At 65.0% G+C, this 21552-nt stretch carries 19 protein-coding genes and 1 pseudogene; 19 read left to right on the forward strand and 1 reads right to left on the reverse strand.

Features of this window, described 5'->3' with window-relative positions; translation table 11 throughout:
- Nucleotides 1-211: 211 nt before the first annotated feature.
- Nucleotides 212-1030 (forward strand): DUF4892 domain-containing protein, encoded by an 819-nt coding sequence (locus PSTAB_RS08950; protein WP_011913044.1) that lies wholly within the window; start codon nt 212-214, stop codon nt 1028-1030.
- An 85-nt stretch (nt 1031-1115) separates the two neighbouring features.
- Complete coding sequence (locus PSTAB_RS08955; RefSeq protein ID WP_011913045.1) at nt 1116-2210, forward strand: AI-2E family transporter; 1095 nt, start codon at nt 1116-1118, stop codon at nt 2208-2210.
- Nucleotides 2211-2223: 13 nt separating this feature from the next.
- Here PSTAB_RS08955 and PSTAB_RS08960 read toward each other — a convergent pair whose 3' ends face one another.
- On the reverse strand, nt 2224-3210 hold the full coding sequence (locus tag PSTAB_RS08960) for a patatin-like phospholipase family protein (protein ID WP_011913046.1): 987 nt from the start codon (nt 3208-3210) through the stop codon (nt 2224-2226).
- Between the two features lie 121 nt (nt 3211-3331).
- Here PSTAB_RS08960 and selD point away from each other — a divergent pair, with 121 nt between their 5' ends.
- The 17 genes and pseudogenes from selD (at nt 3332) to PSTAB_RS09045 (ending at nt 21071) form a co-directional block, all read left to right on the forward strand.
- Nucleotides 3332-4366, forward strand: a complete 1035-nt coding sequence (gene selD, locus PSTAB_RS08965; RefSeq protein ID WP_013982616.1) for a selenide, water dikinase SelD — start codon at nt 3332-3334, stop codon at nt 4364-4366.
- Nucleotides 4366-5472 (forward strand): tRNA 2-selenouridine(34) synthase MnmH, encoded by a 1107-nt coding sequence (mnmH, locus tag PSTAB_RS08970; protein WP_013982617.1) that lies wholly within the window; start codon nt 4366-4368, stop codon nt 5470-5472. Before selD ends, mnmH begins: the two co-directional genes overlap by 1 nt.
- Nucleotides 5473-5500: 28 nt before the next feature.
- Nucleotides 5501-5779, forward strand: coding sequence for a hypothetical protein (locus PSTAB_RS08975; RefSeq protein WP_011913049.1), 279 nt, complete (start codon nt 5501-5503; stop codon nt 5777-5779).
- 278 nt (nt 5780-6057) lie between these two features.
- Nucleotides 6058-6975, forward strand: a complete 918-nt coding sequence (locus PSTAB_RS08980; RefSeq protein WP_013982618.1) for an AAA family ATPase — start codon at nt 6058-6060, stop codon at nt 6973-6975.
- Nucleotides 6976-7009: 34 nt separating this feature from the next.
- Nucleotides 7010-7972: a DUF58 domain-containing protein gene (locus PSTAB_RS08985; RefSeq protein WP_013982619.1), complete on the forward strand. Its 963-nt coding sequence runs from the start codon at nt 7010-7012 to the stop codon at nt 7970-7972.
- Nucleotides 7969-9969, forward strand: coding sequence for a transglutaminase TgpA family protein (locus tag PSTAB_RS08990; protein ID WP_013982620.1), 2001 nt, complete (start codon nt 7969-7971; stop codon nt 9967-9969). The genes PSTAB_RS08985 and PSTAB_RS08990 overlap by 4 nt, the downstream gene beginning before the upstream one ends.
- Nucleotides 9970-10087: 118 nt before the next feature.
- Entirely contained in the window at nt 10088-10885 is a 798-nt protein-coding gene (locus PSTAB_RS08995; RefSeq protein ID WP_013982621.1) for an acyl-CoA thioesterase, read from the forward strand.
- A 249-nt stretch (nt 10886-11134) separates the two neighbouring features.
- A complete protein-coding gene (locus PSTAB_RS09000; protein WP_013982622.1) occupies nt 11135-11590 on the forward strand; it encodes a hypothetical protein in 456 nt (151 codons plus the stop codon).
- Between the two features lie 60 nt (nt 11591-11650).
- A complete protein-coding gene (locus tag PSTAB_RS09005) occupies nt 11651-12088 on the forward strand; it encodes a YqaA family protein (RefSeq protein ID WP_011913057.1) in 438 nt (145 codons plus the stop codon).
- A gap of 67 nt (nt 12089-12155) precedes the next feature.
- The gene (locus PSTAB_RS09010; protein ID WP_013982623.1) at nt 12156-13214 is read left to right on the forward strand and encodes an AraC family transcriptional regulator; all 1059 of its coding nucleotides are present in this window, start codon (nt 12156-12158) and stop codon (nt 13212-13214) included.
- 187 nt (nt 13215-13401) lie between these two features.
- Nucleotides 13402-14169 carry an SDR family NAD(P)-dependent oxidoreductase gene (locus tag PSTAB_RS09015; RefSeq protein ID WP_013982624.1) on the forward strand — a complete coding sequence of 256 codons (768 nt, stop codon included), beginning with the start codon at nt 13402-13404 and terminating at the stop codon, nt 14167-14169.
- 11 nt (nt 14170-14180) lie between these two features.
- Nucleotides 14181-15365 carry an acetyl-CoA C-acyltransferase gene (locus PSTAB_RS09020; RefSeq protein ID WP_013982625.1) on the forward strand — a complete coding sequence of 395 codons (1185 nt, stop codon included), beginning with the start codon at nt 14181-14183 and terminating at the stop codon, nt 15363-15365.
- 10 nt (nt 15366-15375) lie between these two features.
- Nucleotides 15376-16515: an acyl-CoA dehydrogenase gene (locus PSTAB_RS09025; protein WP_013982626.1), complete on the forward strand. Its 1140-nt coding sequence runs from the start codon at nt 15376-15378 to the stop codon at nt 16513-16515.
- A gap of 127 nt (nt 16516-16642) precedes the next feature.
- Nucleotides 16643-18261 (forward strand): annotated as a pseudogene (locus PSTAB_RS09030) (long-chain fatty acid--CoA ligase).
- A 73-nt stretch (nt 18262-18334) separates the two neighbouring features.
- Nucleotides 18335-19417, forward strand: a complete 1083-nt coding sequence (locus PSTAB_RS09035) for a CaiB/BaiF CoA transferase family protein (RefSeq protein ID WP_013982627.1) — start codon at nt 18335-18337, stop codon at nt 19415-19417.
- A gap of 92 nt (nt 19418-19509) precedes the next feature.
- A complete protein-coding gene (locus PSTAB_RS09040; RefSeq protein WP_013982509.1) occupies nt 19510-20547 on the forward strand; it encodes an IS630-like element ISPa47 family transposase in 1038 nt (345 codons plus the stop codon).
- A gap of 257 nt (nt 20548-20804) precedes the next feature.
- On the forward strand, nt 20805-21071 hold the full coding sequence (locus PSTAB_RS09045) for a hypothetical protein (RefSeq protein WP_011913064.1): 267 nt from the start codon (nt 20805-20807) through the stop codon (nt 21069-21071).
- The last annotated feature ends 481 nt before the right edge of the window (nt 21072-21552 follow it).

A 21552-nucleotide genomic window follows, 5' to 3' on the forward strand; every position in this document is an offset into this window, starting at 1 on the left:
GCCAAGCGTTGCAATACTCTCTCGCAAAGCCTTGCTTGACTTGCTTTTGCCAACTGGCGAGGCTGGACGGCAACGTTCCCAGCCGAGTCAGCGCAATGATCGAATGCTCCACCGTCGCAACGCTCGCTGGCCAAGCCCTTGCGCTTGACCTGGGCTTGCCGCAGCCGCCGAGTTCAGGCGAACAGTCGAAGGTGATCCGTTGAGGAGTTTTATGCGACGTGCATGGATGGCCGCACCGGCTTTGTTTCTGTCCGCTGCTGCAATCGCGGCCGATGTGGCCGGCAGTGCTGATCTCGAGCGTGTGCCGCGCTTCGCCCAAGCGCAGATCATCGACTACCGGCAGTCCACCGTTCAGGAACGCATCTACCCGCAGGACTCCATACGTCGCATCAGTGGCAACCTGCGCATGGCCGCTCAGGTGGTCGCCTCTGGTCGACTGACCGCCGTGACTTACCAGCTGCCGGCTTCGCACACTGGCATCGAGGCCTTCACCCAGGCCCGCGGCGACCTGCTGGAGCAGGGTGCCGAACTGTTGTTCTGGTGCGAAGGGCGCGAATGCGGCTCCAGCAGCCTGTGGGCCAACGCCATCTTCGGCAAATCCATGCTCTACGGGCCGGAAGCGCAGCAGGCCTATCTACTGGCTCGCCTGCCAGAAGGGGAAACCGAGGGACAGGACGACCTGATCGCGCTATACGGCGTGACCCGCGGCAATGGTCGGCCCTACCTGCATGTCGAGCAGCTGCAACCCGACGAGCCGCTGGCCCAGGTGCTGCCCACCGCGGCGACCCTGCTGCGTCAGCTGCGCAGCACTGGCGAGCTGCGCCTGCCACGCCTGGCTGATCAGCCGACTGCCGAGTGGGGCGAGCTGCTGGCCAATGTCCTTCGTCTGGACAGCACGACGCGCATCAGTCTCGCGGGGCAGGGCGCCGCAGCATGGCGAGAGGCGCTGATCGCCGAGCGCATCCGCGGCGGGCGACTGGAAGTCGACGAGTCGCAGGAGTCGGGACTGCTGATCCGCCTATTGCGCTGACACGGCATTGCGGCTGCAATAGCCGACTCTGTCGACGCACCCAATGCATAGGGTGCGTCGGTATTTTTGCGTAGAGTAATTTCCCATGCTCAACAATGATCGCCTGCTTGCGCAGATCCTGCTGCTCGGCTTGCTGGCAGCCTGTCTCTGGGTGTTGGCGCCTTTTGCGTCGGCCTTGTTCTGGGCCGCCGTGCTGGCATTCGCCAGCTGGCCGGTGATGCGCCTGCTGACCCGCTGGCTGAACGGCAACGCCACGCTCGCGGCGGGGCTGCTCACCTTCAGCTGGATGGTGCTGGTGGCCGTGCCACTGGTATGGCTGGGGTTCAACATCGCCGATCAGATTCGCGACGCCAACGCGCTGCTGCACGACCTGCAGGTCGAAGGGTTGCCGCCTGCGCCGGAATGGCTCGGTGAGCTGCCGTTGATCGGTGATTCGCTGGTGAACTTCTGGAACACGGTGGACGAGCAGGGCACCGCACTGATCGCCAGCATCAGGCCTTATATCGGCCAGGTCGCCAACTGGCTGCTGGTGCGCAGCGCGCGGATCGGCGGCGGCATGCTCGAATTGGCACTGAGCCTGGTGCTGGTGTTCTTCTTCTATCGTGACGGGCCACGGCTGTCGGCCTTCGTGCACAGTCTGCTGCACCGGCTGATCGGTGATCGAGCCGACCATTACCTCGAACTCGTGGCCGGAACGGTGCAGCGAGTCGTCAACGGGGTGATCGGGACGGCCGCGGCGCAGGCGATTCTGGCCTACATCGGTTTCCTCATCGCCGGCATTCCGGGCGCACTGGTGCTGGGTCTACTGACCTTCGCCTGCAGCTTCATCATGGTACCCCCGCTGATCTGGGGGCCGGCAGTCGCCTGGCTGGCCTGGCAGGGCGACTACGGCATGGCGGTGTTCCTCGGCATCTGGGGCATGTTCGTCATCAGCGGCGTGGACAACGTGCTCAAGCCCTATCTCATCAGCCGGGGCGGCAACCTGCCGCTGGTGGTGGTGCTGCTCGGGGTATTCGGCGGCATCCTGGCCTTCGGCTTCATGGGACTGTTCCTCGGTCCGACGCTACTCGCGGTCGCCTACAGTCTGCTCGGCGACTGGCTGATCAAGGAGGTGCCGCAGATGCCGACCCATGAGTCGACACAGCTTCCAGGCGAGTCGCGCGAGTCGGTCGGCCCGTAGCGTCAGGCTGCGCTCACTGCTCCTCTTCGTAACGCACCAGCGCGTCATGGGCGACGATGCGCCCGAGGGCGATCAGCTCGGGCGCCTTGTAGAACTCGTAGAAGCGACAGGCGCGCTTGGGGATGTTGACCAGCACGTTGGGCGGGTAGCCGGCGATCTTGTACTGCGCCAGCGATGACTGCATGACGTCGAAACTCTGGTTGATCAGCTCCAGCAGCGAGGCCGGCCCGGTCACGTCGACCACCGTTGCACCTTCAGCGGATTTCGGTGCACTGCGGCTGGTTGGCGCCGCCGGTGGCTGGTCGCCGCGCAGCAACTCGCCGGCGCGGATGTCGTCGAGTTCGGCCAGGGCGGTCTCCTCCTTGCGCCAAAAGGGCAGGTGCGAACTGATCGAACTCATGATCGTGTCGAAGCGTCCGGGGCGCTCGATCTCCGGCAGCGGGTACTGCTTGTGGTTGTTGGCGTTGAGGTTGACCGCGATGATCATGTCGCAGTGCGCCGACACCACCGGGACGATGGGCAGAGGATTGAGCAGGCCGCCGTCGACCAGCATGCGGTTACCCTGCATCACCGGGGTGAACAGGCTGGGAATGGCGGCGGAGGCGCGCATCGCCAGCTCCAGGCTGCCTTCCTGGAACCAGATTTCCTGCTGGTTGGTGAGGTCGGTGGCAACGGCGGTGAAGGGGATCGGCAGGTCCTCGATGCAGATCTTGCCGACCATGTCGCGGATCCGACCGAACACCTTTTCGCCGCGGATCGCCCCCAGGCTGAAGCTGGGATCGACCAGGCGCAGCAGATCCAGGTAGTCCAGGCTCTCGATCCAGGCGCGATACTCGTCGAGCTTGCCCGCCGCGTAGATGCCGCCAACCACGGCGCCCATGGAGCAGCCGGCGATGCAGGCGATCTCGTAGCCACGCGCTTCCAGCTCCTCGATCACGCCGATGTGCGCATAGCCCCGCGCACCGCCGGATCCCAATACCAGTGCAACTCTCTTGCTCATGCGGTTCTCCCTGTGGCATTGGCGATAGCTTCATGCCTGGCCGGCGAGCCTGCAAGGGCGAATGCGTGGCCGCCTTTGCTACAATCGCCGCCCGTTTGTGCACGTGTCACGAGAGAGTCCGATGAGCGAACCGATCCGCCTCACCCAGTACAGTCACGGCGCCGGCTGCGGCTGCAAGATATCGCCCAAGGTGCTGGACGTGATTCTTGCCGGCAGTGGTGCGCAGAATCTCGATCCGCGTCTGTGGGTCGGCAACGCCTCGCGCGATGACGCGGCGGTCTATGGCATCGACGAGGAGCGTGGTGTGGTATCGACCACCGACTTCTTCATGCCCATCGTCGATGATCCCTTCGACTTCGGCCGCATCGCCGCCACCAATGCCATCAGCGACATCTATGCCATGGGCGGCGACCCGCTGATGGCCATCGCGATCCTCGGTTGGCCGGTCAACGTGCTGCCGCCGGAAGTCGCCCGCGAAGTGATCGCCGGGGGCCGTGCCGTCTGCGATGCCGCCGGCATTCCGCTGGCCGGCGGGCACTCGATCGATGCGCCCGAGCCGATCTTCGGGCTGGCCGTCACCGGCCTGGTGAACAAGCGCCAGATGAAGCGTAACGACACCGCTACCGCCGGCTGCAAGCTGTACCTGACCAAGCCGCTGGGCATCGGTATCCTCACCACCGCCGAGAAAAAGGCCAAGCTGCGCGTCGAGGACGTCGGCTTGGCCCGCGACTGGATGTGCACGCTGAACACCGCCGGCAGCCGCTTCGGCAAGCTTGAAGGCGTTCGTGCCATGACTGACGTGACCGGTTTCGGCCTGCTCGGCCATCTGGTGGAGATGGCCGATGGCAGCGGCCTGACCGCGGAGATCGAATACGCCCGCGTACCGCGCCTGCCTGGCATCGAATACTACCTGGAGCAGGGCTGCGTACCGGGTGGCACCCAGCGCAATTTCGACAGCTACGGGGAGCGCATCGCCACGCTCGACGAGCGCCACAAACCTCTGCTTTGCGATCCGCAGACCAGTGGCGGGCTGTTGGTCGCCGTGGCGCCGGAGGGCGAGGCGGAGTTCCTCGCGGCCTGTGCCGAGCTCGGCCTTGCGCTGGAACCGATCGGCCAGCTGGTCGCCGCGCGTAGCCATGCGGTCGAGGTACGTTGATGCGCGGCGACACGGAGAATTATCGCGAGCTGTTCCTCAACGACGTTCCCATGATGGATGCCCGTGCGCCGGTGGAGTTCGGCAAGGGGGCCTTTCCCGGCGTGGTCAATCTGCCGCTGATGAATGATGTGGAGCGGCAGAAGGTCGGCACCTGCTACAAGCAGCACGGCCGGCAAGCCGCCATCGAGATGGGCCATCAGCTGGTCTCCGGCAAGACCAAGGCCGAGCGGCTGCAGGCCTGGGCCGATTTCGCCCGCGCCCACCCGGACGGTTACCTGTACTGCTTCCGTGGTGGTTTGCGTTCGAAGATCGTCCAGCAATGGTTGAAGGACGAGATGGGCATCGACTATCCGCGCGTGGTCGGCGGTTACAAGGCGATGCGTCACTTTCTGCTCGAAACCATCGAGCAGGCGGTGGAGCGGTGCGAGTTCGTACTGGTGGGCGGCATGACCGGGACCGGCAAGACCGAGGTGCTGGCCCAGCTGGGCAACAGCCTGGATCTCGAAGGGTTGGCCAACCACCGCGGCTCCAGCTTCGGCAAGCGCGCCACGCCGCAGCCCTCGCAGATCGATTTCGAGAACGCGCTGGCGATCCGCCTGCTGAAGATGCGCGCGGCAGGGATCGAAAGCTTCGTGATCGAGGACGAGGCGCGCCTGGTCGGGCGCTGCTCCATCCCGCTGCCGCTGTTCCAGGGCATGCAGCAGTTTCCGTTGATCTGGCTGGAGGACAGTCTGCAAGGCCGGGTCGAGCGCATCCTCAAGGACTATGTGATCGACCTGTGCGCCGAGTTCATCAGCGAACAGGGTGAGAACGGTTTCGCTGCATTCGCTGAGCGTCTTCAGCAAAGTCTGGTCAATATCAACAAGCGGCTCGGCGGCGAGCGTTACCAGCGCCTGGCCCTGCTGATGGATCAGGCCCTGGCGGAGCAGGCGCGCAGCGGTGCGGTCGATCTGCATCGCGCCTGGATCGAAGCGTTGTTGGGCGAATATTACGACCCGATGTACGCCTACCAACGCGAAAGCAAGGCCGAGCGGATCGAGTTCGCCGGCGACCAGCCGTCTGTCGTCGAGTATTTGCGTAACCGTAAGGCGCGCAGCGCGCCGTAACCCTGAATGGCACATGAGGGATGATGCGATGAAAACCTGGCTGACTTTGCCTTTGCTGGTTGTGCTGCTGGCCGGCTGTGCCGGCAAGACCGCGTACCGTGACAGCTGTGCCGCGGAGCTGGACGCGGCATGGAAGGAGCAGAGCCTGGCGGAAGCCGAGGGCTTTGCCGGTACCGTGAGCTATTCCAAGGCCATGGCGTTGCTGACCGGCGCCAAGACCCAGCAGCAGTTCGAAGCCTTCCGCGGTTGCACGCAGAAGGCACAGAAGGCGCGTTTCTACCTCCGTGAATCCCGCGCCGGACGTTAAACCGGCTATCACCGCTGCTCGGCCGTGCATTGAGTGCGGCCTGGGCAGCCGTTGGCGAGCGGTTTGGCTGGTTCGGTCAGCTTCCCGTCATCGGGCGTGAGCACTGCGCTTCGCGCCAGCATCCCCAACGTCTTTAGCGCGCACGCTCGCCTGGCGCGCGGTCAAGCGGCCGGCTGCCAGAGCGGGCGCAAATCACAAAGTCGTCACCGGGCGTTTCCATTGCTTTGCCTGGCCGCGGCCGACCAGTAGCATCGGGACGACGAACGAAGGAGATTTCGATGCGCACCCGATTGGACGCCTGCCTGCGAGCAGTCAATGAAGTATTGCTCGGCAAGGAGGCGCAGGTCCGGTTGGCCATGGCCTGCCTGCTGGCCCGCGGTCACCTGCTGGTGGAGGACATGCCCGGGATGGGCAAGACCACCCTGAGTCATGCCCTGGCCAAGGTGCTGGGCCTGGACTTCCAGCGCATCCAGTTCACGTCCGACCTGCTGCCTGGCGACATTCTCGGCACCTCGGTATTCGACAAGGACAGCGGGCAGTTCGTGTTCCACCCCGGGCCGATCTTCGCCGAGCTGGTGCTCGCCGACGAGATCAACCGCGCCACGCCGAAAAGCCAGAGCGCGTTGCTCGAAGCCATGGAGGAGGGGCAGGTCACCATCGAAGGGGCGACACGCCCCTTGCCCGAGCCGTTCTTTGTCATCGCCACGCAGAACCCGGTGAGCTCTGGCGGCACCTTCGCCTTGCCGGAGTCGCAACTGGACCGCTTTCTTATGCGCGTCTCCCTGGGCTACCCCGCCAAGGCGGCGGAAAAATCGCTGCTGCTGGGTGAGTCGCGGCGCGATCTGCTGACCCGACTCGAACCGTTGCTGCAGCACGACGAACTGCGGGCAATCCAGGATGCAGTCGGCCATGTGCGGGTCAGCGATGCCCTTGTCGATTACGTGCTGCGTCTGGTGGAGGCCACGCGCACTCAGCCGCAGTTCGCCTGGGGGCTGTCGCCGCGCGGCAGCCTGGCGTTGCTGGCGGCTGCCCGCGCCTGGGCATTCCTCGACGGTCGCGACTACGTGATTCCGGAGGATGTGCAGGCGGTGTTGCCCACTGTGGTCGGCCACCGTCTGCGCGAGCGCGCGGATCCCACCGGTCACGGGGGCGGTGCGCTGGTGCAATGGCTGCTGCGCGAGGTGCCGGCGCTGTGAGGCAGCTGTCCGCCCCGTACTGCGGGCGTCCGGCGTGAGGTTGCTGCCGCGCTTTCGCGACCGCTGGTTGCTGCGGCGCATTCCGCCGGCTTCCAGCGTGCGGCTGAACCAGCGGCGAATCTTCATCATGCCGACGGCGGTGGGGCTGATGTTCATGGTGGCGCTGCTGCTTATGCTGCTTACCGCGATCAACTACCAGAACAGCCTGGCCTATGGGCTGACCTTTCTGCTCGGCTCCCTCTATCTGGTCACCATCCTGCACACCTGGCGCAACCTGGCCGGGCTGGTGCTGCAGGCCGGCGGCACCACCGCGGCGTTCGTCGGTGAGCAGGCCTTGCTGCGCGTCCGCCTGGAGAGCCAGGGACGCGCCTATCAAGCCGTTGCGCTGGGCTGGCCGGGGAGCGGATTGCGCCTGGTCGACGTTCCGGCTGGCGGCACCGTCGAGGTCGAGTTGAGCCTGCCGACCCGTCGCCGCGGTTGGTTGCGACCGGGCCGGGTGCGGGTGGAGAGCCGTTTCCCGCTGGGGCTGCTGGTGGCCTGGAGCTGGATCGACCTGGAGCTGGCCGCGCTCGTCTACCCGCAGCCGTCGGCAGCCGAGCGTCCCCAGGGCGGCAGCGCGCCGGAGAGCGAGGATGAAGGCGTGCTGACGCGGGGCTCGGGCGTCGACGACTATCAGGGCCTGCGCGCCTGGCAGCCGGGCGATCCGCGTCGACGCCTGCACTGGAAGGCCTATTCGCGCGGCCAGGGCCTGCTGGTCAAGGATTTCGCCAGCCTGCTCGGTAACGATCCGCTGCTGGATTTCGACGCGCTTACCGGCGATACCGAGCAACGACTGTCGGTGCTCTGCCACTGGGTCATCGACCTCAGCGAAAAGCAGCAGCCGTTCGCGCTGCGGCTGCCGGCCGGCTTGTTCGGCCCGGACAGCGGCCAGGCGCATCGAGATGCCTGCCTGCGTGCGTTGGCGCTGCACGGCCTGGCTGATGGGGGCGATGCATGAGTGCGAAGCCGGGTATTCCGCGCAACAGCCTGATCTGGCTGCTGGTGGCGCAGGTGCTGGTGATCCTGCCGCATCTCACCCATCTGCCGCTGTGGATCATCGGCCTGTGGCTGGGCTGCGCGGGCTGGCGAATCCAGATCTTCCGCATGCGCGCTCGTTACCCGCGCAGCTGGACCAAGGCGCTGCTGATGATCGGGGCGGGATTCGGGGTGTACTTTTCCCGCGGCAGCCTGGTCGGGCTCGAGGCCGGTGTGGTGCTGCTGATTGCCGCATTCATCCTCAAGCTGGTGGAGATGAGTACCCGCCGCGATGCGCTGGTGCTGATCTTTCTCGGCTTCTTCGCGGTGGTGACCAGCTACCTGTTCGAGGACAGCCTGCTCGCCGGGCTCTACAGCCTCCTTCCGGTCACTGCATTGCTCGCCGCGATGATCGGCCTGCAGCAGAGCAGCCTGGTGACGCGGCCGTGGCCGACCGTGCGGCTGGCCGGCGCGCTGCTGTTGCAGGCGGTACCACTGATGCTGGTGCTGTTCCTGTTCTTTCCCCGCCTGCCACCGCTGTGGTCGCTGCCGCAGGCCGGCGACAGGGGTACGACCGGTCTGGCTGACCACATGGCGCCTGGCGATATCGCGCGGCTGGGGCGCTCGGCGGAGCTGGCGTTTCGTGTCAGCTTCGACGGCGAGATTCCCCCTCGCGACCAGCTCTACTGGCGCGCGGTGACCTTCGAGCGTTTCGATGGCCGGCGCTGGTCGCAGTCTTACGCATCCAACGTGCCCCAGGCACCGGAGTGGCAGGCGCTGGGCGAGCCGCTCAGCTATAGCGTGGTCATGCAGCCCAGCGGCCAGCCCTGGCTGTTCGCCCTGGACGTTGCTCAGGTTGCGTCGGGCGGGGCTCAACTGATGACCGATTTCCATCTGCAGCGCCGCCAGCCGGTGACCAAGCCGCTGATGTACCGGGTGACATCCTGGCTGGACGCCCGACGCGAAGCCATCGGTGCGCCGGAAAGCCTTGCCCGGGCGCTGCAGTTGCCGGAGCAGGGCAACCCGCGCAGCCGCACCTGGGCTGCCGAGCTGCGGCGCAGCGCACAGGAGCCGCAGGCAGTGGTGGATGCACTGCTGCGGCATTTCAACCGCGAGCCGTATCACTACACGTTGGAGCCACCGCCGGTGGGCAGCGATATCGTCGACGACTTCCTGTTCCAGACCCGCAGCGGCTTCTGTGCCCACTACGCCGGCGCCATGACCTTCGTGCTGCGCGCGGCGGGCATTCCGGCGCGCGTTGTGGCCGGCTACCAGGGAGGCGAGGTCAATCCTGCGGGCAACTACCTGTCGGTGCATCAGTTCGATGCCCATGCCTGGGTCGAATACTGGGTCGCCGAGCGCGGCTGGGTCAGTGTCGACCCGACTTTCCAGGTCGCGCCCGAGCGCGTCGAGCAGGGACTGGAACAAGCCTTGGCGCGGGAGCGGAGCTTTCTCGCCGACGAGCCGCTGTCGCTGCTGCGGTTCCGCGACGTCGGCTGGATGAACACGTTGCGGCTGCGCTGGGACAGCCTCAACTATGGCTGGCAGCGCTGGGTCCTCAATTATCAGGATGAGCAGCAGTCGCAGATGCTGCAGCGCTGGTTTGGCAAGCTCGACGGCCAGGCGCTCGGTCTGGGCCTGGTCGCCGTGCTCGGGCTGCTGACCGGAATACTGGCGCTCGTGCTGTTCAAACCTTGGCGGCGGGAAAAAGATGTTCAGCAGCGCCAGTTCGATCGCTTCGAGCGCCTGCTGGCACGCCAGGGTATCCGCCGCCACAAAGGCGAGGGGGCACGTAGCTTCGCCGAGCGCGCCGCTACCGAAATGCCCGATCAGGCGCCAGCAATCCGTGCATTCGTCCGGCTGTACGAGGCGCAGCGTTACGCGCAGCTGCCCGGGCCGGGAGAGGAGCTGTCGCGCGCCCTGACCAACGTTCGACGCGCCATGCCCTGGCGGATCGCTGCCCCGCGGCGGCATTCCTGACATCCATTGCCAATATGGATGATTCGGCATTTCATCCGGCCGCTTCTGCCAGACAGGGTCGCGCCGCCTCCCATGCACCTTTAACATCGCCGGCATAACGAACGATAACGAGGTGCATATGGACCTTTGCGAGCTGCTGCAAGCGGTACGTGACAATCCCGAAAGCGTGGTCGTGCCGGCCAGCTGGGGGCAGGGGCGTGCGGGTTTCGGCGGCCTGGTCGCAGCGCTGGTATTCGAGAACATGCGCGCCAAGGTGCCTGAAGGACGCCCGCTGCGCTCGCTGGCGATCACCTTCGTTGGTCCGCTGGCGGTGGACAAGCCAGCCAGGTACGAGGCCGAAGTGCTGCGCGAAGGCAAGGCGGTGAGCCAGATGCTGGGCCGGGTGGTGCAGGATGGCCAGGTGGTCACCATCGTTCAGGGCAGTTTTGGCGCGCCGCGCAGTTCGGTGATCGATGTGCCGGCCGAGCCAGGTCCGTCCATGCCGCCAGTGGAAGCCTGCCAGGAGCTGCCCTACGTACCGGGCGTGACGCCGGAGTTCACCCGCTACCTGGCGATGCGCTGGGGTGTCGGTGGCCTGCCGTTCAGCGGCAACAGCTCCCGCCAGATGGGCGGCTGGGTTCGTCAGCGTGGCGACGTTCCGCGCGAACCGATGACCGAGGCGCACCTGCTGGCGCTGGTGGACGCCTGGCCGCCCGCTGTGCTGCCGCATCTCAAGAGCTTCGCGCCGGGCAGTTCGCTGACCTGGACCATCGAGTTCATCCAGCCGATGCCCGTGCTCGACAGCCATGAATGGTGCATGTACCGCGCCGAGATCGAGCATGCCCGCGACGGCTACGGACATTGCGCTGCGGCACTGTGGTCGCCATCTGGTGAGCTGATCGCGCTGAGCAGGCAGACCGTGACGGTGTTCGGCTGAGGCGGCACGTCGCGCCGGCCTGACGTATTCCTCTGGATGGTATGAGCGCTCGGCGCCCTGCCTCGCTCGTGCCGACCCGCTCAGCAATGATCTGTAGCAAGGTTGCGCGCCATGGCGGGTCGCGCGCAGGCAGGCTGAGCTAGTCTCTTAACCAGGGTCATGGCAAAGAGCCTGAGCCGTGGACAGACTCGAGCGACAGCAGGCGGATCGGCGCCGTGCTGTTTGCCGCCACACAGGGGAGACTTGGCGATGAAGATCGAGCGATTCGAAGACCTGATCGACTGGACACGCGACACCCATGCCATGCTGGCCCGCTGCATGGCACGTTGTTCCGACAAGCACGACGAGACTCGCGCCAAGTGGCTGCTGGTCTACATCGCCGATCACGAGCGAGCGCTGGCCGAAACGGTCGACAAGATCGAGAAGCACGCCGATCCGAAAGCACTGCACACCTGGATCTACGATTACCTGACGCGCAATCCGGTACTGCGCAACCAGGCCTGCAAGGCCTACGACACCATGAGCGTGGAGGAGATATCGCTGGATATCTTCACCATCCACAACCAGGTCATCGACCTCTACCGTTCCCTGGCGCGTCGGGCCGAGATCGACGGTGCGCGCAACCTGGCCGAGGACCTGCTGCATCTCGAGGAGCACGAGACGATGCGCCTGGCGCGCCAGGTCAGCCGCATTCACGAGATGTAAGCGCAGACGCGTTTCGAGCATACTGCCGCACCACTCAGAGACTGCTTCACGGGACGGTGGATGTTCGAGCTTTCCGGCTATCTCGGCCTGTTCCTTGCAGCCTTCGGCGCTGCGACCCTGCTGCCCATGCAGTCCGAAGCCGTGCTGGCCGGGCTGCTGCTGACCGAACGCTATGCCGCATGGGAGCTGGTGGCGCTGGCGAGTCTGGGCAACGTGCTGGGCTCGCTGGTGAACTGGTTGCTGGGCCGTTATGTCGAGCACTTTCGTCACAAGCGCTGGTTCCCGGTCAACGAGCGTCAGCTGGCGAGGGCGCAAGCCAGCTATCACCGCTACGGCCGCTGGACCCTGCTGCTCAGTTGGGTGCCGATCATCGGCGATCCGCTGACCCTGGTGGCCGGGGTGATGCGCGAGCCGCTGTGGAGCTTCCTGCTGATCGTCAGCCTGGCCAAGACCGGTCGTTATCTGATGGTAATGGCGCTCACGCTCGGCTGGATGTGAGGCGAGGGCTGACAGACGCGGCGGCCTGGCCGATCATGGCGGGCATCGATGGAGGAACCCGAGCCGCATGATCACCGAGGCGCAATTGAAGGCTGACAAGGCGGTCACCGCTAGCCGCGACAGTATCAGCGTGCGGCTGGTGGTCGAGGCGCTGCGCGGCTTCCTGCAACCGGGGCTGACCGCCGAGCAGCTGCTGGAACAGATCGGTCTCGAACCCTGCTGCCTGCGAAACCCCGATGGGCGCATGGATGTGCGCGACTATTCGCAGCTCTGGCTGCGTCTGGCACGGCGGTTCGATGACGAGTTCTTCGGTATGGACCCGCGACGCCTGCGCTCGGGCAGCTTCGTCTTTCTCAGCCGCAGTTGCATGCAGCAGCCGACGCTGGAGAAGGCTCTGGTGCATGCGCTGGAATTTCTCGGCCTGGGTCTGGAAAACCTGCGCGGCAAGCTGATCCGTAGCCAGAGTCTTGCCGAAGTGGTGTTGCGCGAGCGCAACGCCGAGCCGGCCCGGGCGTTCTGCTACTTCACCTACTGGATGCTGCTGCACGGGCTGGCCTGCTGGCTCGTGGGGCGGCGCATTCCCTTGCTGGCGGTGGAGTTGCGCTGCGCCGAGCCGGAGTACACCGACGACTACCGGGTCATGTTCTCCGATAACCTGCGCTTCGCGCGTCCTTCGACGCGCATCATCTTCGCTGCCGAGGTGCTCGATCTGCCGATCCGTCGCAGCGAGGCGGAACTGCGCAGTTTCCTTGCCGAGGCGCCGGCCAACATTCTGGTGCGCTACCGGGACCATTCCAGCCTGGCCAGTCGCATCAAGCAGCACCTGCGAAGCCTCCCCGCCGAGCGCTGGCCGGACAGCGAGACACTGGCGCAGGCACTGTGCATGTCGGCCTCGACGCTGCGTCGCCGTCTGGCAGAAGCGGGGCAGCCTTACCAGGCCATCAAGGACGGCCTGCGTCAGGAAATGGCCACCGAGTGGCTGGCCGACGCCAGCGTCAGCTATGGCGAGATTGCCGAGCGACTGGGGTTTGCCGATGTCAGCTCGTTCTACAAGGCCTTTCGCAAGTGGACGGGTATCAATCCGGGCCACTACCGCAACCTCATTCTCGCGCCGGCTCGAGGCTGAGCGCGAAGCTGCTGGGCTCCATCCCCCCGCAGCTTTGCCCACGCTCTATAGGCAGACCTGTAATCGCTTTTTGCCATTGGCCAAAACGGTCAGGCAGGTTGAATAGATCGACCATTGCCGCCCGCCCGTCGCTGTCCAAAGATGATCCCGGCTTCGAACCCCATAACAACAAGCACGGGAGAACGCCATGTGGATTCAGGACAACGTATTCCTTATCACCGGCGGCGCGTCCGGCCTCGGCGCCGCAGCGGCGCAGGCGCTGGTCGAGGCCGGCGGCAAGGTGGTTCTGGTCGATCTCGACGAGACGGCCGCACAGGCCACTGCCCACGCACTGGGCGCGAACGCGTTCAGTGTGGTCGCCGACATCCGCGACGAGACGGCCGCCCGCCATGCCGTCAGCGCTGCTCGCGAACGCTTCGGTGCGCTGCACGGATTGGTCAACTGCGCCGGCGTCGCCGGCGGCGAAAAGGTCCTCGGCCGCAACGGGCCGCACAGTCTGGACAGCTTCAGCCGCATCGTCGGCATCAACCTGATCGGCAGCTTCAACATGCTGCGCCTGGCCGCCGAGGCGATGGCCGAGAACGCGCCGGACGAAGGCGGCGAGCGCGGCGCGATCATCAATACGGCCTCGATCGCCGCCTTCGATGGGCAGATCGGCCAGACCGCCTATGCCGCGTCCAAGGGCGGTGTGGTCAGCCTGACATTGCCGGCCGCCCGCGAGCTGGCGCGCTTCGGCATCCGGGTGATGACCATCGCCCCCGGCGTATTCGAGACGCCGATGATGGCCGGCATGACCCAGGAAATCCGCGACTCGCTGGCTGCCGGCGTGCCGTTCCCGCCACGTCTGGGGCATCCGGCCGAATACGCCGCGCTGGTGCGGCACATCTTCGAGAACAGCATGCTCAACGGCGAGGTGATCCGCCTCGACGGTGCCTTGCGCATGGCCGCCAAATGAAGGAAGCAGAGATGAAAGATGATCCGATCGTAATCGTCAGCAGCGCACGCACGCCCATGGGCGGCTTTCAGGGCGACCTGCAGGGCATGACCGCCTGGCAACTCGGCGCTGCCGCCATCCGCGCCACGGTGGAACGCAGCGGGCTGCCGGCCGAGAACGTGCAGGACGTGCTGATGGGCTGTGTGCTACCTGCCGGCCAGGGGCAGGCACCGGCACGGCAGGCGGCATTGAGCGCCGGACTGACCCGCGCCACTACCTGCACCACCGTGAACAAGATGTGCGGCTCGGGCATGCAGACGGTGATCATGGCCCACGATCAGCTGCTCGCCGGCAGCGCCGATATCGTTGTCGCTGGCGGCATGGAAAGCATGAGCAACGCACCGTACCTGCTCGACCGCGCCCGCGGCGGCTACCGCATGGGCCACGGCCGGGTGCTCGACCACATGTTCCTCGATGGCTTGGAAGATTCGTTCGACAAAGGCCGGCTGATGGGCACTTTCGCCGAGGAATGCGCCGACACCTTCGGCTTCAGCCGCGAGGAGCAGGACGGCTACGCGCTGGAATCGCTGCGCCGCGCCCAGTCGGCCATAGCCGAGGGGCGTTTCGCCGAGGAGATCGTCACGCTGGAGGTCACCCAGGGCAAACAGCAGCGGCAGATTCGTGACGACGAGCAGCCGCCCAAGGCGATGCCGGAGAAGATTCCCAGCCTCAAACCGGCCTTCCGCGAGGGCGGCACGGTGACCGCGGCCAATTCCAGTTCGATCTCCGACGGCGCCGCTGCGCTGCTGCTGATGCGCCGCTCCGAGGCCGAGCGCTGGGGCCTGCAGCCGCAGGCGGTGATCCACGGTCACGCGGCCTACGCCGATGCGCCGAATCTGTTCACCACCGCGCCGATCGGGGCGATCCGCAAGCTGATGCAGCGCACCGGTTGGGCCGTCGAGGAGGTCGATCTGTTCGAGATCAACGAGGCCTTCGCCGTGGTTGCCATGGCCGCCATGCGCGAGCTGGGCCTGGACCCCGCCAAGGTAAACGTCAACGGTGGCGCCTGTGCGCTCGGGCATCCCATCGGTGCTTCGGGTGCGCGAATCCTGGTGACGCTGCTTTCGGCTTTGCGCGCCCGTGGCCTGCGCCGCGGCGTGGCGGCGATCTGCATCGGCGGCGGCGAAGCCACCGCCATGGCCGTCGAACTGGTCTGAGGAGGCGCCCATGTTGCCCAATGAGGATCAATGCGCGATCGCCGAGATGGCCCGGCAGTTCGCCCGGGAGCGCTTGAAGCCATTCGCCGAACAGTGGAGCCGCGAGCACCGTTACCCGGCCGAGGCGATCGGCGAGATGGCTGCGCTCGGTTTCTTCGGCATGCTGGTGCCGGAGCAGTGGGGCGGCAGCGACACCGGCTACCTGGCCTATGCCATGGCGCTGGAGGAGATCGCCGTCGGTGACGGCGCCTGCTCGACCATCATGAGCGTGCACAACTCGGTGGGTTGCGTGCCCATCCTGCGTTTCGGCAACGACCAGCAGAAGCGCGATTTCCTTGGCCCGCTGGCGCGCGGCGAGCAGATCGGCGCCTTTGCCCTCACCGAACCTCAGGCCGGCTCCGATGCCAGCAGCCTGCGCACCCGCGCCCGGCGCGACGGCGATCACTACGTGCTCAATGGTGCCAAGCAGTTCGTCACGTCGGGCAAGCATGCAGGCACGGTGATCGTTTTCGCCGTCACCGATCCGGACGCCGGCAAGCGCGGTATCAGTGCCTTTATTGTGCCGACCGACAGCCCGGGTTATCAGGTGGTACGGGTCGAGGACAAGCTCGGCCAGCACGCCTCGGACACCTGCCAGATCGCCTTCGAGGATCTGCGCGTGCCGGTGGCCAACCGGCTGGGCGACGAGGGCGAGGGCTACCGCATCGCCCTGGCCAACCTGGAGGGCGGCCGCATCGGCATCGCCGCCCAGGCGGTGGGCATGGCCCGCGCCGCCTTCGAAGCGGCGCGCGACTACGCCAGGGAGCGCGAAACCTTTGGCAAGCCGATCATCGAGCACCAGGCGGTGGCCTTCCGCCTGGCCGACATGGCCGCGCAGATCGCCGTGGCACGGCAGATGGTCCATCACGCTGCGGCGCTGCGCGAGGCCGGACGCCCGGCATTGGTGGAGGCCTCGATGGCCAAGCTGTTCGCCTCGGAGATGGCGGAAAGGGTCTGCTCGGCAGCGATCCAGACCCTGGGTGGCTACGGCTACCTGTCCGACTTCCCGGTGGAGCGCATCTACCGCGACGTACGGGTTTGCCAGATCTACGAAGGCACCAGCGACATCCAGCGCCTGGTCATCTCCCGCAACCTCGGAGGATCTGACTGAGCACCGCTGCGCCGCCCGCGTGCCTGAGGCGGCCAAACGAAGAACCATGCCGGTAGAACGCCGTTTCCTCGACCGGCACGTCGACAATAAAAACAAGATAGAGGTAGGAAACATGCAACCAGGTTTGATGCAGAACGCCCCCCTGCTGATCAGCGGCATCCTCACCCACGCCGCCCGTGCCCATGGCGACCGCGAAATCGTCTCGCGGCTGGTCGATGAACCCCTCTGGCGCTACGACTACGCCGGCCTTGCGAACCGCGCCGCGCAGGCAGCCAGTATGCTGCTTGCGCTGGGCATCGGCCCCGGCGACTGCGTGTCGTCGCTGGCCTGGAACACCCATCGTCATTACGAACTGTTCTTCGCCGTACCCGGCATCGGCGCGGTGCTGCACACCGCCAATCCGCGGCTGTCGGATGAGCAGATCGTGTACACCATCAACCATGCCGGCAGCCAGGTGCTGCTGTTCGACAGCAGCTTCGCCGCCTGCGTCGCCCGTCTGCGGCCGCGGCTGAGCAACATCCGGCATTTCATCGAACTGGCCGCGCAGCCTTCGTCCGGCCTCGACGGGGTGATGGGTTACGAGCAGCTGATCGCCGTCGAACAGCCGCTTGCCTGGCCGCAGTTCGACGAGAACGCCGGTGCGGTGCTCTGCTACACCTCCGGCACCACCGGCACCCCAAGGGCGTGCTCTACAGCCACCGCTCGGTGGTGCTGCACGCCATGGCGGCGGGGCTTTCCGGTGCGTTCGCACTGTCCGCCTTCGACTGCATCATGCCCTGTTCGTCGCTCTATCACGGCACCGCCTGGGGCCTGCCGTTCGCTGCGGCGATCAATGGCTGCAAGTTCGTCCTGCCGTGCGACAAGATGGACGGCGCCAGCCTGCAGGAGCTGATCAAGAGCGAGGGCGTTACCCTGTCCGGCGGCGTGCCGACCATCTGGACGATGTACCTCGCGCATCTGGAGCGCAGCGGCGAGGATTCGGGCAGCCTGGCACGGCTGGTGATCGGCGGTTCCGCCGTACCGCGGGCCATGGCCGAGACGTTCCAGACCAAGTATGGCGTGGCGGTCTGCCAGCTGTGGGGCATGACCGAGACCAGCCCCCTGGGCGTGGTGGCGACGCCGACGCCCAAGCTGGCCGAACGCGGCCAGCAGGCCACCAACGACACCATCTGGTCGCGCCAGGGGCGGTTGCAGTTCGGCATCGAGCTGAAGGTAGTGGACGAGCAGGGCAACGAGCTGCCCTGTGATGGTGTCAGCTCCGGCAGCCTCAAGGTGCGCGGGCCGTGGACGGTGGAACGTTACTACCGCAGCGAGAAAAGCGCGCTGGATGCCGAAGGATGGTTCGACACCGGGGACATCGCCACGCTGGATGCCGATGGCTTCATGCGCATCACCGATCGCAGCAAGGATGTGATCAAGTCCGGTGGCGAATGGGTCAGCTCCATCGATATCGAGAACGTGGCCGCGGCCTGCCCGGGCGTGAAGGTGGCGGCAGTGGTAGGGGTGTTCCACCCGAAATGGGAGGAGCGCCCTCTACTGGTGGTCGAGCCGCACAGCGATGCCGAGATCACGGTGGAGCAAATCCTCGCCCACCTGGAGCCGAACATCGTCAAGTGGTGGATGCCTGACGCGGTGATCTTCGACGCGGTGCCGCTCACCGCCACCGGCAAGATCGACAAGAAGGTCCTGCGCGAGCGTTATCGCAATCATCTGGTCGAGAACCAGCCCAGCGTCGTCAACCAGTAACGCCTGTTACAGGACGCGCTCCGCGCTTCGGCGCGGGGCGCGTCCGCGCGCGTGTGCGTCGAGGAGGTAGATCATGAACGAACATGACGATACCCGTAGCGGACCGCTGTGCGGGCTGCGCGTGCTGGAATTCGCCGGCATCGGCCCCGGTCCGCATTGCGCCATGCTGTTGGCCGACATGGGCGCCGAGGTGCTGCGTATCGAGCGCGAAGGTGGCAATGGCTGGCCGAACCCGGTGGTCGATCGTGGACGCAAGACGCTGACCCTCGACATCCGCAGTGTGGCTGGGCGAGAGCGCTGCCTGGCGCTGGCCGTGGACGCCGACGTGCTGATCGAAGGCTTCCGCCCCGGGGTGATGGAACGGCTGGGGCTGGGGCCGGACGAGCTGCTGGAACGCAATCCGCGGCTGATCTACGGGCGCATGACCGGCTGGGGGCAGAGCGGCCCGTTGGCGAAGGCCGCTGGGCACGATATCAACTACATCGCGCTGACCGGCGCGCTGGCGGCGATCCGTGGCGACAGCGGGCCGGCCATCCCTCCGTTGAATCTGGTCGGTGATTTCGGTGGTGGCTCGCTCTACCTCGCCGTGGGCATTCTCGCCGCATTGTGGGAGCGCGAGCGCTCAGGGCAGGGGCAAGTGATCGATGCGGCCATCGTCGACGGGGTATCGTCGCTGATGACGTTCTTCGCCGGCTTGCTGCCGAGTGGACGGATCGACCTGCAGCGTGATCGCAATCCGCTGGCTGGGGCGGCGCCGAACTATCGCTGCTACCGCTGCGCGGACGGTCGCGAAATCGCCATCGGCCCGCTGGAACCGCAGTTCTGGCGCGAGCTGCTGGAGCGCATGGACGCACCGGAGGCGCTGTGGGCGGGCTGTGCTGATCCGGCCGAGTGGCCTGCGCAGGGCGAGTTGCTGGAGCGGCTGTTCGCGACCCGCACCCAAGCCGAGTGGTGTGCCTTGCTGGAGGGCAGCGACGCCTGTTTCGCGCCCGTGCTGGAACTGGTCGATGCACCGCAGCATCCCCATCTGCGCCAGCGCGGGGTCTATCAGGAGCTCGACGGGATGATGCAGGCGGCGCCGGCGCCGCGGTTTTCGCGCACACCGGGCAAGGCGCGGCGAACGCTGCGGTGCAGTACGAACGAAGGGTGGGATTGAGCGCGCGGCGGGGTGAAATGGCGAAGAAGCCTGTGGGCTTTTTTCAATATTAACCTGGCAAATAAATAGGGCATATTAGATAATCTGTCTCCATGAAAATAGATGCCCGTAAACTCAGCCCCCAAGAACAACGTGAAAAGCGCTCCACGGCCCTACGCATGCGTGAGCAGGGTTACACCTACAAGGCTATTGGCGAAGCGGTTGGTGTTCACCCCCGCACTATTGCTCACTGGGCGCAGGTCGCAGAACATAAAGGCGAAAAGGCTGCCATTGCCGGCGGCCAGCGTGGTGTGCGCCAGGGTGATCGCCGCAGTTTGAGCTCCAGCCAGGAAGTGCTGATTCGCACCTTGATGACCGATAAGATGCCCGACCAACTCAAGCTCGGCTTTGCGCTCTGGACGCGTGATGCGGTGCGAGAACTGATCCGCCAGCGCTGTGGTTTTCTCATGCCGGTTCGAACGGTTGGTGAATACCTCAAGCGTTGGGGCTACACCCCGCAGCGCCCACTGCATCGGGCTTATCAGCAGAAACCTGAAGTGGTTCAGCACTGGCTGGATAATGAATATCCACGCATCGCACAGCGGGCCAAGGCTGAGAATGGTGAGATTCAGTGGGGCGACGAAACCGGTATGCGCAGTGACAGCCATGCTGGCCGCAGCTACGCCCCTATTGGCGAAACGCCGGTGCGCCTGGTCAGCGGCAGTCGTTTTTCCACCAACATGATTTCCACCGTGACCAATCGGGGCAAACTGCGCTTCATGCTGTATCGGGAAACGCTGACAGCCCCAGTGCTGATTCGCTTCCTGAGTCGCCTGATTCGCGATGCTCAGGGCCGCAAGGTGTTCCTGATTCTCGACAACCTGCGCGTACACCACAGCAAAAAGGTGAGCGCCTGGGTTGGCGACCGCAAAGAGCAAATCGAACTGTTCTTCTTGCCGGCCTACGCCCCGGAGTTGAACCCTGACGAGTATTTGAATTGTGATTTGAAACATCAGGTTCGCACGGGCTTGCCGGCGCGTAATCAGGACGAACTGGAAAGGCGTGTTCGCTCGGTCATGAGACGATTGCAATTACGCCCTCAAAGAATCCGTTCTTATTTCCGGCATCCACGTATCGCCTACGCAGCATGATTTGGTGTATTTGATTGCCGGGTTAATAAAAGCCTCGCTGGGGCCGTTCATGGTGCTGCCCGAGCGCCCTGCTTATCAGCATGGCCTTTATTGGACAAACAGTCAGGAAATGGATTCCAGAATATATGCGACTTATGTTCGAACAGCCGCCGAAGTTATTGAAGGGTATCGACGAAAGTATGGGGTAATCCCTGTAAAGCCCGCCCTAGACGTGCCGCACGTCGGTTTTGGTTGCAGGCTTTTAACGGCGGACTAATATGAAAACGGAGGCTGCTTATTACAAGAAAAACGGGGAGTCAAACGTCATGAATAACAATGCCGAACAACAAGTAGTTGCACTTGAACTGTGTCGTTTCCTGGCCCATTGCGTCGCTGCGATCGTTGTCGTGGGGATGCTTTTCGTGGGTCTGATCGGATCCTGGCACGCTGCCCTCAGTGTTGGCGTCGTTCCACTGCTGGCCATTCTGGCCTGCGATTACATGGCAAGACGCAAGGAAACTGCTGTGCAAACAGCGGACGCCTGATACGCCCAGGCGCTAACCAGCCGAAGAACCTACCTATGCCCATCGAGCGATCGACACCCTGACGGTGACCACTGTCGGGGTGTCCTGCGTTGAGCGCCCGATGCGGAGCTGCAGCTGTTACTGGAAACCTGTCCGAAGGTGTTACTCCTTTCGTACGGCGTAACGGTCTCCTGGGGTGGGCGGTAACGAAAGGGCTGGCGCGGCAGTCTCTCGTTGCAGGTGAAGAGGGCTAACTCATTGAAAATAAAGGATTCTCAAAAGCTGGCACGGCGAATGCTTTCTAATGGGCACAACAAGAACAAGAAAGCAAACCCAATAACAAGAACAACACGTAGCGACTCCGACACAATAAAAACAAGCAGGTGGGAGACGTAGCAAACTGATTCTTTTGGAGAGGAATTGCCCGACAGGTTTCCTGTCGACCGGACCGAGAACAATAAAACTGCCTTGAGGCAGCTCCAGAACCGGTTGAGCCCGCGAG

Origin of the sequence: Stutzerimonas stutzeri, from assembly GCF_000219605.1 — a bacterium.
Classification (GTDB): domain Bacteria; phylum Pseudomonadota; class Gammaproteobacteria; order Pseudomonadales; family Pseudomonadaceae; genus Stutzerimonas; species Stutzerimonas stutzeri.

Coding starts and splice junctions, on each gene's coding strand:
- PSTAB_RS09045 (WP_011913064.1), top strand. CDS start 20,805: ATGAAAACGGAGGCTGCTTATTACAAGAAAAACGGGGAGTCAAACGTC.
- PSTAB_RS09020 (WP_013982625.1), top strand. CDS start 14,181: ATGAAAGATGATCCGATCGTAATCGTCAGCAGCGCACGCACGCCCATG.
- selD (WP_013982616.1), top strand. CDS start 3,332: ATGAGCGAACCGATCCGCCTCACCCAGTACAGTCACGGCGCCGGCTGC.
- mnmH (WP_013982617.1), top strand. CDS start 4,366: ATGCGCGGCGACACGGAGAATTATCGCGAGCTGTTCCTCAACGACGTT.
- PSTAB_RS09040 (WP_013982509.1), top strand. CDS start 19,510: ATGAAAATAGATGCCCGTAAACTCAGCCCCCAAGAACAACGTGAAAAG.
- PSTAB_RS08990 (WP_013982620.1), top strand. CDS start 7,969: ATGAGTGCGAAGCCGGGTATTCCGCGCAACAGCCTGATCTGGCTGCTG.
- PSTAB_RS08995 (WP_013982621.1), top strand. CDS start 10,088: ATGGACCTTTGCGAGCTGCTGCAAGCGGTACGTGACAATCCCGAAAGC.
- PSTAB_RS09025 (WP_013982626.1), top strand. CDS start 15,376: ATGTTGCCCAATGAGGATCAATGCGCGATCGCCGAGATGGCCCGGCAG.
- PSTAB_RS09000 (WP_013982622.1), top strand. CDS start 11,135: ATGAAGATCGAGCGATTCGAAGACCTGATCGACTGGACACGCGACACC.
- PSTAB_RS08975 (WP_011913049.1), top strand. CDS start 5,501: ATGAAAACCTGGCTGACTTTGCCTTTGCTGGTTGTGCTGCTGGCCGGC.
- PSTAB_RS08980 (WP_013982618.1), top strand. CDS start 6,058: ATGCGCACCCGATTGGACGCCTGCCTGCGAGCAGTCAATGAAGTATTG.
- PSTAB_RS09035 (WP_013982627.1), top strand. CDS start 18,335: ATGAACGAACATGACGATACCCGTAGCGGACCGCTGTGCGGGCTGCGC.
- PSTAB_RS09010 (WP_013982623.1), top strand. CDS start 12,156: ATGATCACCGAGGCGCAATTGAAGGCTGACAAGGCGGTCACCGCTAGC.
- PSTAB_RS09005 (WP_011913057.1), top strand. CDS start 11,651: ATGTTCGAGCTTTCCGGCTATCTCGGCCTGTTCCTTGCAGCCTTCGGC.
- PSTAB_RS08950 (WP_011913044.1), top strand. CDS start 212: ATGCGACGTGCATGGATGGCCGCACCGGCTTTGTTTCTGTCCGCTGCT.
- PSTAB_RS08955 (WP_011913045.1), top strand. CDS start 1,116: ATGCTCAACAATGATCGCCTGCTTGCGCAGATCCTGCTGCTCGGCTTG.
- PSTAB_RS09015 (WP_013982624.1), top strand. CDS start 13,402: ATGTGGATTCAGGACAACGTATTCCTTATCACCGGCGGCGCGTCCGGC.
- PSTAB_RS08960 (WP_011913046.1), bottom strand. CDS start 3,210: ATGAGCAAGAGAGTTGCACTGGTATTGGGATCCGGCGGTGCGCGGGGC.